This is a genomic window from Sphingomonas arenae (assembly GCF_016924655.1).
GTDB classification, from domain to species: domain Bacteria; phylum Pseudomonadota; class Alphaproteobacteria; order Sphingomonadales; family Sphingomonadaceae; genus Sphingomicrobium; species Sphingomicrobium arenae.
The window spans coordinates 640,818-656,267 of record NZ_JAFFJU010000002.1; the positions used below are offsets into that span (position 1 = coordinate 640,818).

18 protein-coding genes are annotated in these 15,450 nt (G+C 67.3%); 11 read left to right on the forward strand and 7 right to left on the reverse strand.

What is annotated here, in order from left to right; translation table 11 throughout:
* The first annotated feature begins 98 nt into the window (after positions 1-98).
* Genes JT720_RS09235 through JT720_RS09250 form a run of 3 tightly spaced genes read left to right on the forward strand, consistent with a single transcriptional unit; the run spans position 99 to position 4,187 of the window.
* A complete protein-coding gene (locus JT720_RS09235; protein WP_237219822.1) occupies positions 99-2,747 on the forward strand; it encodes a TonB-dependent receptor in 2,649 nt (882 codons plus the stop codon).
* A 10-nt stretch (positions 2,748-2,757) separates the two neighbouring features.
* Positions 2,758-4,032: an FAD-dependent oxidoreductase gene (locus JT720_RS09245; protein ID WP_205480970.1), complete on the forward strand. Its 1,275-nt coding sequence runs from the start codon at positions 2,758-2,760 to the stop codon at positions 4,030-4,032.
* Positions 4,032-4,187, forward strand: a complete 156-nt coding sequence (locus JT720_RS09250) for a hypothetical protein (protein ID WP_205480972.1) — start codon at positions 4,032-4,034, stop codon at positions 4,185-4,187. Before JT720_RS09245 ends, JT720_RS09250 begins: the two co-directional genes overlap by 1 nt.
* On the opposite strand, the gene grpE is transcribed toward JT720_RS09250, so the two are convergent.
* On the reverse strand, positions 4,179-4,721 hold the full coding sequence (gene grpE, locus JT720_RS09255; RefSeq protein ID WP_205480974.1) for a nucleotide exchange factor GrpE: 543 nt from the start codon (positions 4,719-4,721) through the stop codon (positions 4,179-4,181). The genes JT720_RS09250 and grpE overlap by 9 nt on opposite strands.
* On the reverse strand, positions 4,718-5,752 hold the full coding sequence (gene hrcA, locus JT720_RS09260; RefSeq protein WP_205480975.1) for a heat-inducible transcriptional repressor HrcA: 1,035 nt from the start codon (positions 5,750-5,752) through the stop codon (positions 4,718-4,720). The genes grpE and hrcA overlap by 4 nt, the downstream gene beginning before the upstream one ends.
* 201 nt (positions 5,753-5,953) lie before the next feature.
* Here hrcA and rph point away from each other — a divergent pair, with 201 nt between their 5' ends.
* From rph to hemW, 3 genes are read left to right on the forward strand one after another with little or no spacing between them, the layout of a single operon-like run.
* Positions 5,954-6,664, forward strand: coding sequence for a ribonuclease PH (gene rph / locus JT720_RS09265; RefSeq protein WP_205480977.1), 711 nt, complete (start codon positions 5,954-5,956; stop codon positions 6,662-6,664).
* The gene (rdgB, locus tag JT720_RS09270; protein WP_205480978.1) at positions 6,661-7,272 is read left to right on the forward strand and encodes an RdgB/HAM1 family non-canonical purine NTP pyrophosphatase; all 612 of its coding nucleotides are present in this window, start codon (positions 6,661-6,663) and stop codon (positions 7,270-7,272) included. The genes rph and rdgB overlap by 4 nt, the downstream gene beginning before the upstream one ends.
* Positions 7,262-8,395: a radical SAM family heme chaperone HemW gene (gene hemW / locus JT720_RS09275; RefSeq protein ID WP_205480980.1), complete on the forward strand. Its 1,134-nt coding sequence runs from the start codon at positions 7,262-7,264 to the stop codon at positions 8,393-8,395. The genes rdgB and hemW overlap by 11 nt, the downstream gene beginning before the upstream one ends.
* Here the strand turns inward: hemW and JT720_RS09280 are convergent.
* Positions 8,392-8,715 (reverse strand): hypothetical protein, encoded by a 324-nt coding sequence (locus JT720_RS09280; RefSeq protein WP_205480981.1) that lies wholly within the window; start codon positions 8,713-8,715, stop codon positions 8,392-8,394. The two genes, hemW and JT720_RS09280, sit on opposite strands and share 4 nt — an antisense overlap.
* A gap of 62 nt (positions 8,716-8,777) precedes the next feature.
* Positions 8,778-9,896 carry a penicillin-binding protein activator gene (locus JT720_RS09285; protein WP_205480983.1) on the reverse strand — a complete coding sequence of 373 codons (1,119 nt, stop codon included), beginning with the start codon at positions 9,894-9,896 and terminating at the stop codon, positions 8,778-8,780.
* Between the two features lie 14 nt (positions 9,897-9,910).
* Here JT720_RS09285 and rsmI point away from each other — a divergent pair, with 14 nt between their 5' ends.
* The 5 genes from rsmI to JT720_RS09310 are packed head-to-tail and all read left to right on the forward strand — an operon-like array spanning position 9,911 to position 13,077.
* A complete protein-coding gene (gene rsmI / locus JT720_RS09290; protein ID WP_205480985.1) occupies positions 9,911-10,750 on the forward strand; it encodes a 16S rRNA (cytidine(1402)-2'-O)-methyltransferase in 840 nt (279 codons plus the stop codon).
* Positions 10,747-11,133 carry a hypothetical protein gene (locus JT720_RS09295; protein ID WP_205480987.1) on the forward strand — a complete coding sequence of 129 codons (387 nt, stop codon included), beginning with the start codon at positions 10,747-10,749 and terminating at the stop codon, positions 11,131-11,133. The genes rsmI and JT720_RS09295 overlap by 4 nt, the downstream gene beginning before the upstream one ends.
* A complete protein-coding gene (locus JT720_RS09300; protein WP_205480989.1) occupies positions 11,123-11,479 on the forward strand; it encodes a YraN family protein in 357 nt (118 codons plus the stop codon). Before JT720_RS09295 ends, JT720_RS09300 begins: the two co-directional genes overlap by 11 nt.
* A gap of 31 nt (positions 11,480-11,510) precedes the next feature.
* Entirely contained in the window at positions 11,511-12,470 is a 960-nt protein-coding gene (gene gshB / locus JT720_RS09305) for a glutathione synthase (protein ID WP_205480991.1), read from the forward strand.
* A 1-nt stretch (position 12,471) separates the two neighbouring features.
* Positions 12,472-13,077 carry a VTT domain-containing protein gene (locus tag JT720_RS09310; protein WP_205480993.1) on the forward strand — a complete coding sequence of 202 codons (606 nt, stop codon included), beginning with the start codon at positions 12,472-12,474 and terminating at the stop codon, positions 13,075-13,077.
* Positions 13,078-13,189: 112 nt separating this feature from the next.
* Here the strand turns inward: JT720_RS09310 and JT720_RS09315 are convergent, their stop codons facing one another.
* From JT720_RS09315 to fsa, 3 genes are all read right to left on the reverse strand, one after another.
* Positions 13,190-14,116, reverse strand: a complete 927-nt coding sequence (locus JT720_RS09315) for a tyrosine recombinase XerC (RefSeq protein ID WP_336511982.1) — start codon at positions 14,114-14,116, stop codon at positions 13,190-13,192.
* Positions 14,098-14,655 carry a DUF484 family protein gene (locus tag JT720_RS09320; RefSeq protein WP_205480995.1) on the reverse strand — a complete coding sequence of 186 codons (558 nt, stop codon included), beginning with the start codon at positions 14,653-14,655 and terminating at the stop codon, positions 14,098-14,100. The genes JT720_RS09315 and JT720_RS09320 overlap by 19 nt, the downstream gene beginning before the upstream one ends.
* A 105-nt stretch (positions 14,656-14,760) precedes the next feature.
* On the reverse strand, positions 14,761-15,414 hold the full coding sequence (fsa, locus tag JT720_RS09325; RefSeq protein WP_205480997.1) for a fructose-6-phosphate aldolase: 654 nt from the start codon (positions 15,412-15,414) through the stop codon (positions 14,761-14,763).
* Positions 15,415-15,450 lie beyond the last annotated feature (36 nt).

Consider the following 15,450-nt stretch of genomic DNA (forward strand, 5'->3'; position numbering starts at 1 on the left):
TCGCTGCAACAGGGCTGTCGCGAAAGCGCACCCCCTCTTCCCGCCGCCGCTTTGTTAAGGTTAGTCTCTCCCCGAGTACTCAACGGGGGTATTAACTCATGCGAACGATGACGCTCACCACGCGGGCCCTGATGGCTGGCACCGCGGCCTTTGCGCTTGCCATCCCGGCGGCGGCGCAGACCACTCAGGAAGACACGGCACAGGCGGTCAATCCGACCGTCGAGGAGCCGTCCAACCAGCAGGAAGAGATCATCGTCACCGCGACCAAGCGCGCGTCGACGGTCCAGGACGTGCCTTTCTCGATCAATGCGCAAACCTCCGCCGACATCCAGCGGACCAACGCCCAAACAATCGAGGACATCAGCCGTAACGTGGCGGGCCTTACGGTCCAGAACCTCGGGCCGGGCCAGAGCCAGGTGTCGGTTCGCGGCGTGTCGGCCGGGCAGATCGTGCGCGATCAGCCGGGCGTGAAGGAACAGGTCGGCGTTTACCTCGACGAGAGCGTGGTTTCGCTGTCCCTGTTCACGCCCGACTTCGACCTGTTCGACCTCAACCGGGTCGAGACCCTTCGTGGTCCGCAGGGAACGCTCTTCGGATCGGGTAGCGTCGGCGGCACGATCCGCTACATCACCAACCAGCCGCGGCTCGACCGCACCGAAGGCCTGATCGAGGGCAACCTCAACACGGTCAAGGACGGCGGCCGTGGCGGTCACCTGAAGGCCGCGCTCAACATCCCGGTGGGCGAGACGGTCGCGGTGCGGGCGGTGGGCTATTTCACCAAGTTCCCCGGCTTCATCGATGCCATCGGACCGGCGGCCGGCAAGGACGTGAACGACGGCACCCGCAAGGGCTTCCGCCTGTCCGCGCTGTTCCAGCCGAGCCCCAGCGTGAAGATCACCCCGCGCGTGGTGTGGCAGGAGATCGAGGCCGACGGCTTCAACCGAGAGGACCGGTACAATCTCTACTCCAACCCGTTCGTCACCTCGCAGCCCGATCTCGGCCGGCGCGAGCAGTATCTTCGCCTACGGGAGAAGTTCCGTGACGAGACCTGGGTTGCCGACCTCACCGGCAGCGTGGACCTTGGCGGAGTTGAACTGACCTCGGTCACAAGCTTCATCAACCGCGACATCCTGGTCAGCCGCGATGCCTCGGCCCTGACCGGGTCGGTTTATGTCTCCTTCGCCGGCGATCCTCCCGATCCGGCGATTTCTCCCGGAGCATTCCTGAACTCGAACCTGCGCGATACCACCGACCTCAAGCAGTGGACGCAGGAGTTGCGGGTCGCCTCTACCGGTGACGGGCCTTTCCAGTGGGTCGTCGGCGGCTTCTACTCCAACGTGAACCGCAAGTATAAGCAGCGGTTGCCAACGCCAGGCGCGGACGTCTTCAGCCAGGCGTTCCTGGACGTGATCGCCCCGGGAACTCCGGTTTCCGCCACCTACAACGGCTTCCCGGCCGACAGCCCCTACAATGCCGACATTCCCTACGACATCAACCAGTCGGCGGTATTCGGCGAGGCCAGCTACGACCTTGGCCAGATCAAGATCACCGGTGGCGCGCGCTACTACAACTTCAAGGAAGAGCGCGACTTCGTTTCCGGAGGCATCTTCTCCAACAGCGATACCTTCATCGGCGACAAGACCAAGTCGAACGGCATCAGCCCACGCGCGATCATCACGTGGGAACCGAGCCGCGACCTGAGCGTGAACATTCAGGCTGCGAAGGGCTTCCGTCTTGGCGGCGTGAACGATCCGCTGAATATCCCGCTCTGCGGACCGTCCGACGCTGCAACCTTCGGCGGTCGTCCGACCTACGACGACGAGACGCTGTGGAACTATGAGGCGGGCTTCAAATACAGCCGCGGCCCGATCACGTTCAACGCGGCTGCCTTCTACAACCGGATCCGTGACCTCCAGGTGACGGCCGATGCCGGCAGCTGCTCGTCGCGCGTGGTCTTCAACGTGCCCAAGGCCCATTCCAAGGGCGTGGAGGCGGAGTTCAGCGTGCGTCCGCTGCGCGGGCTCGAGCTCTCCTTCGCGGGTAGCCTGCTGAACGCCGAGTTCGACAGCAGCGTCGTGACCGAGGACGATCCGGCTACCCCGGCCAACGAAGGCGGCGCGATCATCGCCGGCATCCGCGAAGGGAACCGCCTGCCGACCGTGCCGAAGTACCAGTTCGCGGCGACGGCCGACTTCGCGGTCCCCGTCAGTGACCGGGCCGAGTGGTTCAGCAGCGCCAGCCTCCAGCGCGTCGGCAATCGTTTCACCCAGCCGTCCGATCAGGAACCCGGAGCGGGGCTCTTCCCGACGGCCGTGTTCGCTGACCCCGTGACGGGCGTGGTGGACGTGGGATCGTTCAACTTCGGAAGCCTTCGCCTGCCGGCCTACACGCTGGTCAACCTGTCGACTGGCATCAACCTCGACAGCGGCCTGACCGTGCAGCTCTACGCCAACAACATCTTCGACAAGTCGCCGAAGCTGTCGCTGGACCGAGAGCGCGGCGGGCGGGCTCGCCTGGGCTACAACATCGGCACGCCGCGCACGATCGGCATCACCGTGCGGCAGGCGTTCCGGTCGGATCGGGTGGAGGCTGCACCGCCGCCCCCACCGCCCCCGCCGCCGCCCCCTCCGGCGCCGCCGCCCGCCACGCAGACCTGCGCGGATGGATCGGTGATCCTGGCGACGGACAGCTGCCCGCTGCCGCCGCCTCCCCCGCCTCCGCCGCCGCCGGCGCCGGAACGGGGCTGATCTCGCCGCCATGGCCGAGGGAAGCACATCGCGACCCGAAGCCGTCGGCCTGAATGTCACGCGCCGCTCGCTCCTCATCGGGGCGGGCGGCGCTGCCGTTTCCGCGCCTGCGATCGTTCGGGCCCAAGGGCTCAGCAGGCCGCACACGGCGGTGATCGGAGCCGGCGTGTTCGGTGCGTGGACGGCCGAGCAGCTTCGACGCGCGGGGCACCGGGTCACGTTGGTCGATCCGTGGGGTCCCGCGCACAGCCGGGCGAGCTCGGGCGGCGAGAGCCGGATGACTCGCGGCGCCTACGGCAAGGACGAGATCTATACCCGAATGGCGCTGGCGAGCCTGGCGGAATGGAAGCAGCTTAGCGCTGCCGCGGGATTGCCGATCTTCGCGCCGCACGGGGTGCTGTTCTTCTTCCCGCGGGAGGAGGACTACCTTCGCGACAGCCTTGCCGTGCATCGCCGCCTGGGGCTGGCGACGGAGGCGCTGAGCGCGGCCGAGATGGCGCGGCGGTTTCCGATGATCGACTTCGCGGGGATCAGCACTGGCCTGTTCGAGCCGGAGTTCGGTGCGCTGATGGCGCGCCGGGCGGTGCAGACGCTGGTGGCGGGATTCATCGCAGCAGGGGGCGAATATCGTAGCGCGATGGTGACCCGCCCGGAGGCGGCAGGGAAGAAATTGCAGGCCGCAACACTTGCATCGGGAGAACGGTTGGAGGCAGACAAGTTCGTGTTTGCCTGTGGTCCCTGGATGGGCAAGCTGTTCCCGGAGCTGCTGGCGAAGCGGATCGTGGCGACGCGGCAGGAGGTCTTCTATTTCGCGGCGCCTCCGGGCGACCCGTTGTTCCAGCCGGGGCGGATGCCGGGCTGGGCGGACTTCAACGATGGCGACATCTTCTACGGCTTCCCGGACCTGGAGGCGCGAGGGATGAAGTTCGCGCACGATGCGCATGGCGCGGTTGTCGACCCCGATACGCAGAGCCGGCGCCCGACGGAGCAGGCCATTGCGGAGGTCATCGCCTTTCGCGATCGGCGCTTCCCGAGGTTACGCGGCGCCCCGCTCATCGGCGCAGAGGTCTGCCAGTATGAGAACAGTTCCAACGGCGACTTCCTGATCGACCGCCACCCAGAGTGGGAGGATGTGGTGCTCGTCGGCGGCGGTTCAGGCCACGGCTTCAAGCATGGGCCGGAGGTCGGGCGCTATGCGGCAGGGTTGGTGACCGGCGCGATGCCGGTGGAGCCGCGGTTCAGCCTGGCGACCAAGGGCGAGACGCAAAAGCGAGAGGTGCACTGATGCCCCGCAAGCGGATAGACATCGCAGCTATTCCCGACTTCCAGGCCGGCGACCTGATCACAGCCCCGGCGCTCAACCGGCTGTTGGACGCGATCAGGGATCTGAACGCGCGACTGGCGACGCTGGAGAAGAAGTGCGGCTCTAAATCAGCCTGACTTCGCGACACCGACCAGGGCCGGGCGGAGCAGGCGGTCCTTGAGCATGTAGCCGGCCTGCATCTCCTCGACGATCGTGCCTGGCTCAGCATCCGCCGAGGGGATCTCGATCATCGCCTGGTGCTTGTTGGGGTCGAGCGGCTGGCCCTTGGCCTCCACCCGGGCGATGCCGTTGCGGGCGAAGACCGCGTCGAGTTCCCGGGAAGTAGCCTCGATGCCCTCGATGAAGTTCTTCAGCCGCTCGTCCTCGCGCGCGCCTTCCGGCACGTGGGACAGGGCTCGGTCGAGGTTGTCCTTCACGCTCAGCATGTCGCGGGCGAATCCGGCGTTGGCATAGGCCGCGGCCTGCACCTTCTCCTGCTCCAGCCGACGGCGCACATTCTGCACCTCGGCGGCGGCATAGAGCGCCTTCTGGTTGGCCTCGGCCAGTGCGTTTTCCAGCTCGGCGATGCGATCGTGCTCCTGCAGTTCGGGCGCGTCGGCGGCCGTGCCTTCGCGAATCTCTTCGGCCTCGTCGTGAAGCTTGTCCGTCATGTTCCCATCAATCTCGTGAGTGCTTGCGCTGTGTAATCCACCATGGGCACCACTCGCGCATAGTTCAACCGTGTCGGTCCGATCACCCCCACAACGCCAAGCACGCGGCCTTCGCTCCCCCGGTAAGGCGCGGCGATGACGCTGGAGCCGCTCAGCGCAAACATCCGGTTTTCGGAGCCGATGAAGATGCGGCACCCCTCCCCTTCCCTTGCGCTCTCGAGCAGCCGGACGATTTCCTGCCGGTCCTCCAGCTCGTCGAGCAAGCGGCGGACGCGGTCGAGGTCGGCGGCGGCATGTTCGTCGAGGAGGTTGGCCTGACCGCGGACGATCAGCACCGGACGGCGCTGGGCGTCCTCGCGCCATTCGGCAAGGCCGGTAGCGACGAGTTCGGCGGCGGCCGAGTCGAGCGCTTCGCGACGATCACGGATCTCGGCGCGCAGGCGTGCTTCGGACTCCTGCAGCGTCAGGCCGCTGAGCCGCGCACTGACGTAATTGCCGACTTCGACCAGCGCAGAGGCCGTCATTCCGGGAGGGAGAGCCACGACCCGATTTTCCACGTTGCCGTCCTCGCCGACCAGGATGGCGAGGGCTTGTCCCTGCCCAAGGGGAACGAACGAGAGCTGGCGAAGCCGCGGCTCGAACTTGGGCGCGATCACGACGCCCGCGCAGGCCGACAGTCCGGACAGGGCCGCGGTCGCGTTCGAGAGCGCCTCTTCCAACGGGCGATCGCGGACCTGCCGCTCAATGGCGGCGCGCTCCTGCTTGCTTGGCAGGTGCGCCTGCATGATGCCGTCGACGAACAGGCGGAGGCCGGTTTCGGTGGGGATTCGGCCGGCGGAGGTATGTGGATGCGTGAGCAGGCCGCGCTCCTCCAGTTCCTGCATGACGGACCGGATGGACGCGGAGGACAGATTGATGGTTCCGGCCAGCGCCTTGGAGCCGACCGGCTGACCGCGGTCGAGATAGGCTTCGACCACCAGGCCGAAGATGGCCCGCATGCGGTCGGTCAGTTCTCCGATCGGTGGGGTCATGGGGCAGAATTAGGCACAGCAGGGCTCCTACTCAATCCGCTCGTCCTGAGCGGAGGCTCGGAGAGCCGTAGTCGAAGGGCGCTCCCGGCGAAACGCCCTTCGACTTCGCTGCGCTCCGCTCAGGACGAGCGATTACCTAGCTGGCTCGCAATGACGTCTCCACGGCGCTAAAGCGCCCGCGAACAACCTTGAGGAGTCCCCATGCGCCCCAGCGGCCGCGCGCCTGACCAGATGCGTACCCTTTCGTTCGAACCCGGCTTCACACGCCACGCGGAGGGGAGCTGTCTCGTGAGCTTTGGCGACACGCGGGTGCTGGTCACCGCGTCACTCGAGGAAAAGGTTCCGCCGTTCCTGCGCGGCAAGGGCCAGGGCTGGGTCACGGCCGAGTACGGGATGCTACCCCGGGCGACCCACACCCGCGGCGCGCGCGAGGCGGCCAAGGGTAAGCAGTCCGGCCGCACGCAGGAAATCCAGCGACTAATCGGGCGTTCGCTGCGGGCTGTGACGGACCTCCAGAAGCTCGGCGAGCGGCAGATCGTGCTCGACTGCGACGTCATCCAGGCCGATGGGGGCACGCGGACCGCGGCGATCAGTGGGGCCTGGGTAGCGCTGCGGCTGGCGGTGGATGGGATCATGGGACAGCTGTCAGGCGACCCGATCCGCACGCAAGTAGCGGCCGTTTCCTGCGGCATCCACCAGGGTACGCCGGTGCTGGACCTCGATTACCTGGAGGATTCGACTGCGGGCAGCGACGGCAATTTCGTGCTTACCGCCGATGGCGCGATCGTCGAGGCGCAGCTGACGGCGGAGGGCGAGACGTTCGACGAGGAAGGACTCCTGCGCCTGCTGAGGCTGGCACGGATCGGCTGCAACGACATCTTCGCGGCTCAGCGGCAGGCAGTCGGACGATGAGGACGATCGGCCCCAAGCTGGTCATCGCGACCCACAACAGCGGCAAGCTGCGGGAGATCCGCGAGCTGATGGAGCCGTTCGGGATCGAGTGCGTCGGTGCCGCGGAGCTGGACCTGCCCGAGCCGGAGGAGACGGGGACGACCTTTGTGGACAATGCCGACCTGAAGGCAAGGCAGGCGGCGGACCTCTCCGGTCTTCCGGCGCTGGCCGATGACAGCGGCCTGGCGGTGGATGCGTTGGGTGGACGGCCCGGCATCTTCTCGGCGCGCTGGGCGGAAGACGAGGCGGGCAACCGGGATTGGGCGCGCGCAATGGAGCGGGTCTGGCGCGAGGTCGAGGCGCAGGGGCCGGATGCGGGCCATGACGCGCACTTCGTTTGCGCGCTGGCGCTGGCGTGGCCGGAGGACGGACAGGCCGAGAGCTTCGAAGGGAAGGTGTATGGGACGCTCGTCTGGCCGCCCCGTGGGGACAGGGGCTTCGGCTATGATCCGATGTTCGTGCCGGTTGGCGGCGAGCAGACGTTTGGCGAGATGGAGCCCGCCGCAAAGCATGCGATCAGCCATCGGGCGGATGCGTTTGCCAAGCTGGTGAAGTGGCTTGGCGGCTGACCTTGCCCTGTACGTGCACTGGCCGTTCTGCGTGTCCAAGTGCCCCTATTGCGACTTCAACAGCCATGTGCGCGACAGCATCGACCAGGACGAATGGCGCCAGGCACTGCTGGCGGACCTGGCACATGAGGCTGCACTGCTGCCGGACCGCCGGCTGACGAGCATCTTCTGCGGCGGCGGAACTCCATCGCTGATGGAGCCGGACACGGTCGCCGCCATCATCGAGGCAGCCGGGCGCCACTGGAGCCCTGCCGGTGAACTCGAGATCACGCTGGAGGCCAACCCGTCTTCGGTCGAGGCCGCGCGATTCGCCGACCTCGCGGCGGCAGGTGTGAACCGCGTAAGCCTTGGCTTGCAGTCGCTGGACGATGCGGCGCTGCGCTTCCTCGGGCGGGCGCATTCCTCGGCCGAGGGTCTCGCCGCGCTGGAGGTGGCCCAGCGCCACTTCCGCCGGGTCAGCTTCGACCTGATCTATGCACTGCCGGGACAGACGGCGGATGAGTGGCGTGCGATGCTGGAGCGCGCGCTCGCGTTCGGGACAGGGCACCTGTCGCTCTACCAGCTCACGATCGAGCCGGGGACGCGCTTCGCGGCGCTGCACGCGGCAGGCAAGTTCGAGCCGCTCGATCCGGATGCGGCAGCGGACCTGTTCGAACTGACACAGGAGTCGACGAGCGCCGCCGGATTGCCGCTGTACGAGATCAGCAATCATGCCCGGCCCGGACAGGAGAGCCGCCACAACCTGACCTATTGGCGCTATGGCGACTATGTCGGCGTGGGGCCGGGGGCCCACGGCCGACGGCTGGGGATGCGCACCGTGCGGCATCGCAAGCCGGAGAATTTCCTGTCAGGACTGCGGCGCAACGGTCACGGGATGGTGGAAGAGGCTCAACTGACACCGCAGGAGCGTGCCGACGAAGCGCTGGTGATGGGTCTGAGGCTCGCCGAGGGCATCGATCCGGCGGGCCTTGCCGACCGGACCGGGGCCGAGCGACTCATTGATGAAGCGGCGGTGAGGCGCCTGTCGGATCTGGGCCTTGTCGTGCGAAGCGAGTCACGGCTCGCCGTAACTCCGCAGGGGCGACTATTGCTCGACCGGATCTTGGCGGAGATCGCGGCCTAGTTGGCGGTCATGCGCAGCTGGTAATTGTCCTTTGCGCCGGCGAGCCGGTCTTCGATCATCATCTGCGCATCGCTGGTGGCAGTCTTCCGCGCCACGCCGTTCGATACGTCGAAACCGATCAGCGCGTTCTTGAGGGCCGTGGCCTGCGCTTCGCAGCGTCCCATCACGAAGGCTTCGTAGCCGTCCACCGCGACCTTGCTCTGCTTGGCCGCTGCCGTAGCTTCCTGGATGCAGCTGTTGAACGCCTGCCGATTGCTGTTGATGGACGCCTGACTGGGGGCTGCCGAAACTGCGGCAGCCATCACGAGAAGAGACAACATAGCTCCTGCTCCCGAACAGTTGCGGGAGCAGAATGACTCTTTTTCAGTGCCGCGTGAAGAGCTTAGTTCGGGAAGCTGCCGGGCGCCGGAGACACCACGGTCGAACCTCCGGACGTGACCTGCCGTACCTCGAATGCCCGTTGTGCGACATTGTCCCGGCCGAAGCGGAAAATGCCGTCGACACCAGCGAAACCTTCCGGTTCGTTGAGGGCGCGCACCGGGAAGCGCCGGCCCGGTTGCCAGGTGCGCGCCGCGCGTACGGTCAGAAGCATTGAGTCATAGCCCAAACTCGCAAGCCGCATCGGCGCCTTGCCGTAGCGTGCGCGGTAGCGGGTCACGAGCTGCTGGAACCGGGCATCCGGCGCAGCGGCGTACCAGGCACCGCGAAGGCGAGCGGTGGAGCCGAGCGTCCGGTCCGAAGCCCAAAGCTCGGTCCCCAGCAGGCGTGGGCCGACGCGAACGGAAGGCGCGATGCTCGCTGCTGCCCGCCCGCCGTCGGCGATCAGGACCGCATCGACGGCGCCCCGGTTGCCCAGGCGCCGCGCGGCGGCACGGGCGTCTGCAACCGTGCCGTAGGTCTCGACCGCGACGGCCTGGCCACCCGCGCGCTGGACTGCGGAGAGGAAGGCACGGCTCGACCGCTCGCCATACATGCCGGCGGGGACCAGCGCGGCGAACCGTGTGGCACCCTGCTGCCGGGCGTGGAGGACCACCCGCTCGATCGCTTGTGCCGGGCTGAAGCCGAGAATGTAGACACCGGGCGCCGCCACCTGTGCGTCATTGGAGTAAGCGATCACCGGCACGCGCGCACGCTGCGCCAAGGGGGCGACCGCGCGAACTTCGTCGGAGAGCAAGGGTCCCAGGATGAGCTGGTTGCCTTGGGCAAGGGCCCGGCTGGCGGCAGCCGCCGCGCCGCCTTCCGCCGTGTTGAAGATGCTCAGCTGGATCTGCTGGTTGTTCGTATCGAACAGCGCGAGCTTGGCCGCGTTGGAGATGGCTTCACCGACAGCGGCATCCTCCCCCGTCAGCGGGACCAGCACGGCGACTTCCAGCTTCTGCGGCGGCGGGGGCGCAACTGGACCTCGCCGGGGCCCGGTCTGGCAGGCCGTCAGTGCGACAGAGGCGATCGCCGATAGGACGAACAGGCGACGTGCTTGCAGGCGAGGTGAGGAAGATGTCATGTCCCGCAACTCCAATGAACGCATCCCTACCCCCAGGCCTCTATATCGTCGCGACGCCGATCGGCAATCTCGGCGACCTTTCGCCCCGTGCCGCCCAGACGCTGCGCGGCGCGAGCCTGATCCTGGCGGAAGACAAGAGGGTCAGCGCCAAGCTCCTCGCCCACACCGGCGCGACGGCGCCGATGTGGACCTACCACGACCATAGCAGCGAGGCGGACCGCGACGCCGTGCTCGCTCGCCTGGCGAATGAGGCGGTGGCGCTGATCAGCGATGCGGGAACGCCGCTGATCTCCGACCCGGGCTACAAGCTCGTGCGCGCTGCCAGGGTGGCGGGGCACCAGGTACACACCATTCCCGGACCATGCGCGGCCGTGGCGGCCCTGACGCTTGCGGGGCTGCCAACCGACCGCTTCCTGTTCGTCGGCTTCCTGCCGGCCAAGGCCAAGGCCCGCGGGGAGGCGATTGCGGAAATCGCCTCCATTCGCGCCAGCCTGGTGCTCTACGAAAGCGGTCCGCGCCTTGGCGAGGCCCTCCTGGCGCTGAGAGACGGGCTGGGTAGCCGCGATGCCGCCGTGGTTCGCGAGATCAGCAAGCTGCACGAGGAATGCCGCACCGGCACGCTGGCCGAACTGGCGGACCGCTATGCCGGCGCCGCACCCAAGGGCGAGATCGTGATCGTCGTGGGTCCGCCTCCGGAGCGGGAAGCCGCGAGCGATGAGGAACTGGACGCCGCGCTTCAGGCAGCCTTAACCTCGATGACTGCATCGCGCGCTGCCGCCCACGTGGCCGAGCTGCTCAACCTGCCGCGCAAGCGGGTTTATGCCCGGGCCCTGACCCTTGGACCTGATCGATGATCGCCGTTGCCGCCCTTTTGCTCGCCGCCCAGCCGCAAGCCGCCAAGCCCAGCACGGAGTGGCTGACAGGCCTGTGGGTCGAGCAGGCCGACCCCAAGCGGCGCAGTCTCGACGGCTGCGCAAGCTGGTCCGCCCTTTTCTATCGGGCGGACAGCACCTTCTCCCATGGCGACCGTGAGGGATATTGGGTGCTGCGCGACAATCGCGTCTACGAACTCGATCGCTCCCCTGACCGCGTGCCCGTCGACGAGCTTCTGTCCGCGAGCGAGGACAGTGCGCAGGTCGTGCGCCTGGCGGCGGACCGCATGCGAAAGGTGCTGCCGGGCGGCAAGTCCGTGACATTCCTGCGCTGCCCCAAGCCCGAGACGCCGGTTGCGCTCTAGCCGCCGGCAAGCCGAAGAAAGGGGACGTCGGGCGGAGACGCTGGGCGCGTGGTGGCTGCGACTTCATGGCTGGCGCATCCTGGCACGCCGGGCCCGCGTTCCCGGCGGTGAGGTGGACCTTGTCGTCCGGCGCGGACGGACCCTGGCGTTCGTGGAGGTGAAGGCGCGCGCAGATTCGGCGAGCGCCGCCATTTCTCTCGATCGCAGCCGGCTGCGCCGGGTGGCGGTGGCGGCGGAGCGCCTTGCCCCGCGCTATGGCGAAGGCTGCGACACGGTGCGGATCGATGCCTTGTACATGGTGCCGGGCAAGCTCCCGCGGCACGTGCCGGACGTCTGGGCCGGGTGACAAAGCGGCTGCGCTCGCTTACGCGCCCGGCATGAGCCTGACCGTCGCTGTCCAGATGGACCCGCTGGAGTCGATCTCCATTCCCGGAGACTCGACCTTCGCCCTGATGCTCGAGGCGCAGGCTCGGGGCCACCGGTTGCACCATTATCTTGCCGACGACCTGTCCTACGAGGAAGGCCGGCTGCGAGCCACGGCGCGGGCGGTGCGCGTCCAGCGGGTGGAGGGAAATCACTTCAGCGCGGAGCCGGCCGCTAGCCTGGACCTCGAAGCGGACGTCGATGTGGTCCTGATGCGCCAGGACCCGCCCTTCGACGTCGCCTACATCACCGCCGCGCACCTGCTCGAGCGGCTCGAAGGCAAGACCCTGGTCATCAACAATCCGCGCAGCGTGCGCGACGCCCCGGAAAAGCTGTTCGTTCTCGACTTTGCGCACTTCATGCCGCCGACGCTGATTACCCGCTCGCAGGAGCAGCTGGAGGCCTTCCACGCCAAGCATGGGGAGATCGTCCTGAAGCCGCTTCACGGCAATGCGGGGGCGGCAGTCTTCCGCGTGGGTCCAGACGGGACCAACCTGCGGGCCCTGGCCGAACTGTTCAGTGAGGTCTGGAAGGAACCCTTCATTGCGCAGGCCTTTCTTCCTGCCGTGGCAGACGGAGACAAGCGCATCATCCTGGTGGACGGCGAGCCGATCGGAGCGATCAACCGCGTCCCGGGCAAGGGCGAGATCCGCTCGAACCTGGCGGCGGGTGGTACCGCGCATCCCACCGAGCTGACCGATCGCGAGCAGGAGATTTGCGCGGCGCTTGGACCGGAACTGAAGGCACGCGGACTGCTGTTCGTCGGCATCGACGTCATCGGGGGGCGTCTGACGGAGATCAACGTAACCTCCCCAACGGGCATCGTTGCGCTGGACCGATTCAACGGCATCAACAGCGCGGGCCTCATCTGGGACGCGATCGAGCGCCGCCACGCCCAGCAGATCGCCGCCTGACGTGGCAGACTGGGTCATCCGCCTGATCGAGCAGTCCGGCTATCTGGGCGTCGCCTTCCTGATGTTCCTGGAAACGGTGTTCCCGCCGATTCCTTCGGAAGTCATCATGCCGGTCGCCGGTGTCGCCGCCTCGCAGGGCCGGATGTCGCTGGGTTGGGTGATCGCCAGCGGCACCGCGGGAGCGATGCTAGGCAACATCGTCTGGTACCTGGCCGCGCGGGCGCTCGGGATTATTCGCCTCCGGCCCTTCATCGACAAGCACGGCCGCTGGCTGACGATGAGTTGGCGCGACGTGGAGCGGGCGGAGCATTGGTTCCGGCTTCACGGCACCTTCTTCGTCTTCCTCGGCCGGATGCTCCCGACGGTGCGGAGCCTGGTCTCCGTCCCGGCGGGCCTGCTGAAGATGCGGTTCAAGAGCTTCTTCATCGCGTCCACCATCGGTACGGCGGGCTGGACGGCAATGCTGGCCACCGCCGGCTATCAGCTTCGCGAGAACTTCGGCGATGTGGACCGGTTTGTCGGGCCCGTGTCGAACGCCGTCATCATCACTTTGGTGATCGGCTACCTGTGGCGCGTGTGGCGCTACAAGCCGCATAACGAAGGCTGATCCACTCCAGAACGGAGCGAGGGCTACCGTTCCGGTAAGCTCTGCCGGTCAGAAGGGCGACGTCCCGCGCGCTTCTGCTCAACCCCACACTGCAGGAGCGCGCGGGCGAACCTCAGGCCCGCGGATGGGCGTTCCGGTAGACGTCCAGCAGGTGGGCCGCGTCGACTCCCGTATAGATCTGCGTCGAGGACAGGCTGGCGTGGCCCAGCAGCTCCTGGAGCGAGCGGAGATCCGCGCCGCGCGCCAGCAGATGCGTGGCGAAGCTGTGGCGAAGCGCGTGCGGCGTGAGGGTGTCGGGCAAACCCAGCCGGCGCCGCGCAGCCTGCACTGCACGACGCACCAGGTCGGGATTGAGCGGACCGCCTCGTGCTCCGACGAACAGCGTGCCGTCGCCCCGAACTGGCCACGGGCATTGCTTCACATAGTCGTTGATCGCGTCGCGCACCGCGGGGATGAGTGGAACGACCCGCGGCTTGTTCCGCTTGCCCACGATCCGCAGCGTGGAGCCGAGCGGCAGCACCCGGGCAGTCAGTGACAGCGCTTCGGCGATCCGAAGGCCCGAGCCATAGAGCAGCAGCAGGATGGCGAGGTCCCGGGCTCCGATCCATGGTTGGGAGGCACCCTCCCCCGCATCTTCCGCGAGGGCAACCGCGTCGGTCGGAGACGCCGGGCGCGGCAGGGTACGAGGACGGCGCGGCGCGCGGGTGCGAGGCAACTGCGGCTGCTCGCCCGCATCTTCCGCGGCGAAGGTCAGGAAGGCACGCACGGCGGACAGCTCCCGTGCCGCCGAGGAGGGGCCCAGGCCGCTTGCCCGCCGATCCGCCAGGAAAGCGCGGAGGTCCGTCGGATCGACGTTGAGGAGAGCATAGCGGCCGATCGACTCGCCGCGATGTCGCCCAAGGAACTGGATGAACCGGTGTGCCGTCGCGACATAGGCGCGCACCGTGTGAGCACTGCGGCGGCGGTCGTGGGCGAGATGGCCGCCGAACTTGGCGGCCAGGGCCGAAACGGGTTGCGGGTCTAGGCTTCGCTCATCCACCGGCGGATCATAGCCGACAGACTCCGGCCGAGGAACATCAGCAATTCGCTGTTGTGGCGCGCATCCAGGCTCTGCTGCGCACGCTGTCCGAGCGCGATCAGGCCGCCCGGAGCATCGCCGTCGAGCCGGATCAGCGCTTCCGCCCGGATGAGGTCGCACGCCGGTCCGAACAGCGGATGTCCGCGCTCCACACCGCGCAGGACGACGCCGTCCACCTGGTCCAGCGATCGTTGCAACAGCGCTGCATCGACCATCTGGACGCCGCCCGCATCCACCCGAAAGCCGCGATCTCCGACCACAAGGGCCAGAGCAACCGCGTCGAGGCCCAGGATCAGCGGCCACTCCTGAGTTACGACATGGAGCAGCGCGTCCCAGCTCTCCGCCTCCATCACCGCGACCACGGCGTGGTGAATCGAACTGACCGCACCGGAATGGCCACGCGCAAAGGCTATGAGATCCTGGTTGGCTTCCTCGGCAGCAGCCACGCGGGCGCGCAGCCGGGCCAGGGCATGCTCTTCGAAGTGGATCACGCGCGCCATGCCAAGGAGTGTACGCGACGGAAGGTTAATTTCCAGTGGCGAGGTCATGACCTCTCTGTCAGCGCTGACGCGCTAACATCTCCCCCAAAGGGGAAGTAGCTGGACTCACCCGATCTTCTGTCCCGTGGCTTCCCAGTCCTTGAGGAAGCTGGCGATGCCGTTGTCGGTCAGCGGGTGCTTATAGAGCTGGTGGATGATCTTGGGCGGCGCCGTCATCACGTCCGCGCCGAGCTTCGCCGCTTCCACGACGTGCATCGGATGGCGGACGCTGGCGACCAGGATCTGCGTGGCGAAGTCGTAATTGTCGTAGATCATACGGATGTCGGCGATTAGGTCCATTCCGTTGAACCCGACATCGTCATGCCGGCCGACGAACGGAGAGATGAAGGTCGCGCCCGCCTTGGCCGCGATCAGGGCCTGAGCGGCCGAGAAGCACAGCGTGACGTTGACCATCGTGCCACCGTCGGTCAGCGCCCGGCAGGCCTTCAGGCCGGCGGACGTGAGCGGAACCTTGATCGTGATGTTCGGAGCGATAGCGCGCAGGATATCCGCCTCACGCATCATCCCGTCATGGTCCAGCGCGACCACTTCAGCGCTGACCGGGCCCGGGCAGATGGCAGCGATCTCGCGGATGGTCTCGATGAAGTCGCGTCCGGACTTGTGCACCAGCGTCGGGTTGGTGGTCACGCCATCGAGCAGCCCGGTCTCGGCAAGCTCGCGGATCTCGGCGATCTCGGCGGTGTCGGCGAAGAACTTCATCACATCGTCCTGGGCTATGGGGCAGTTGCGCGGGCC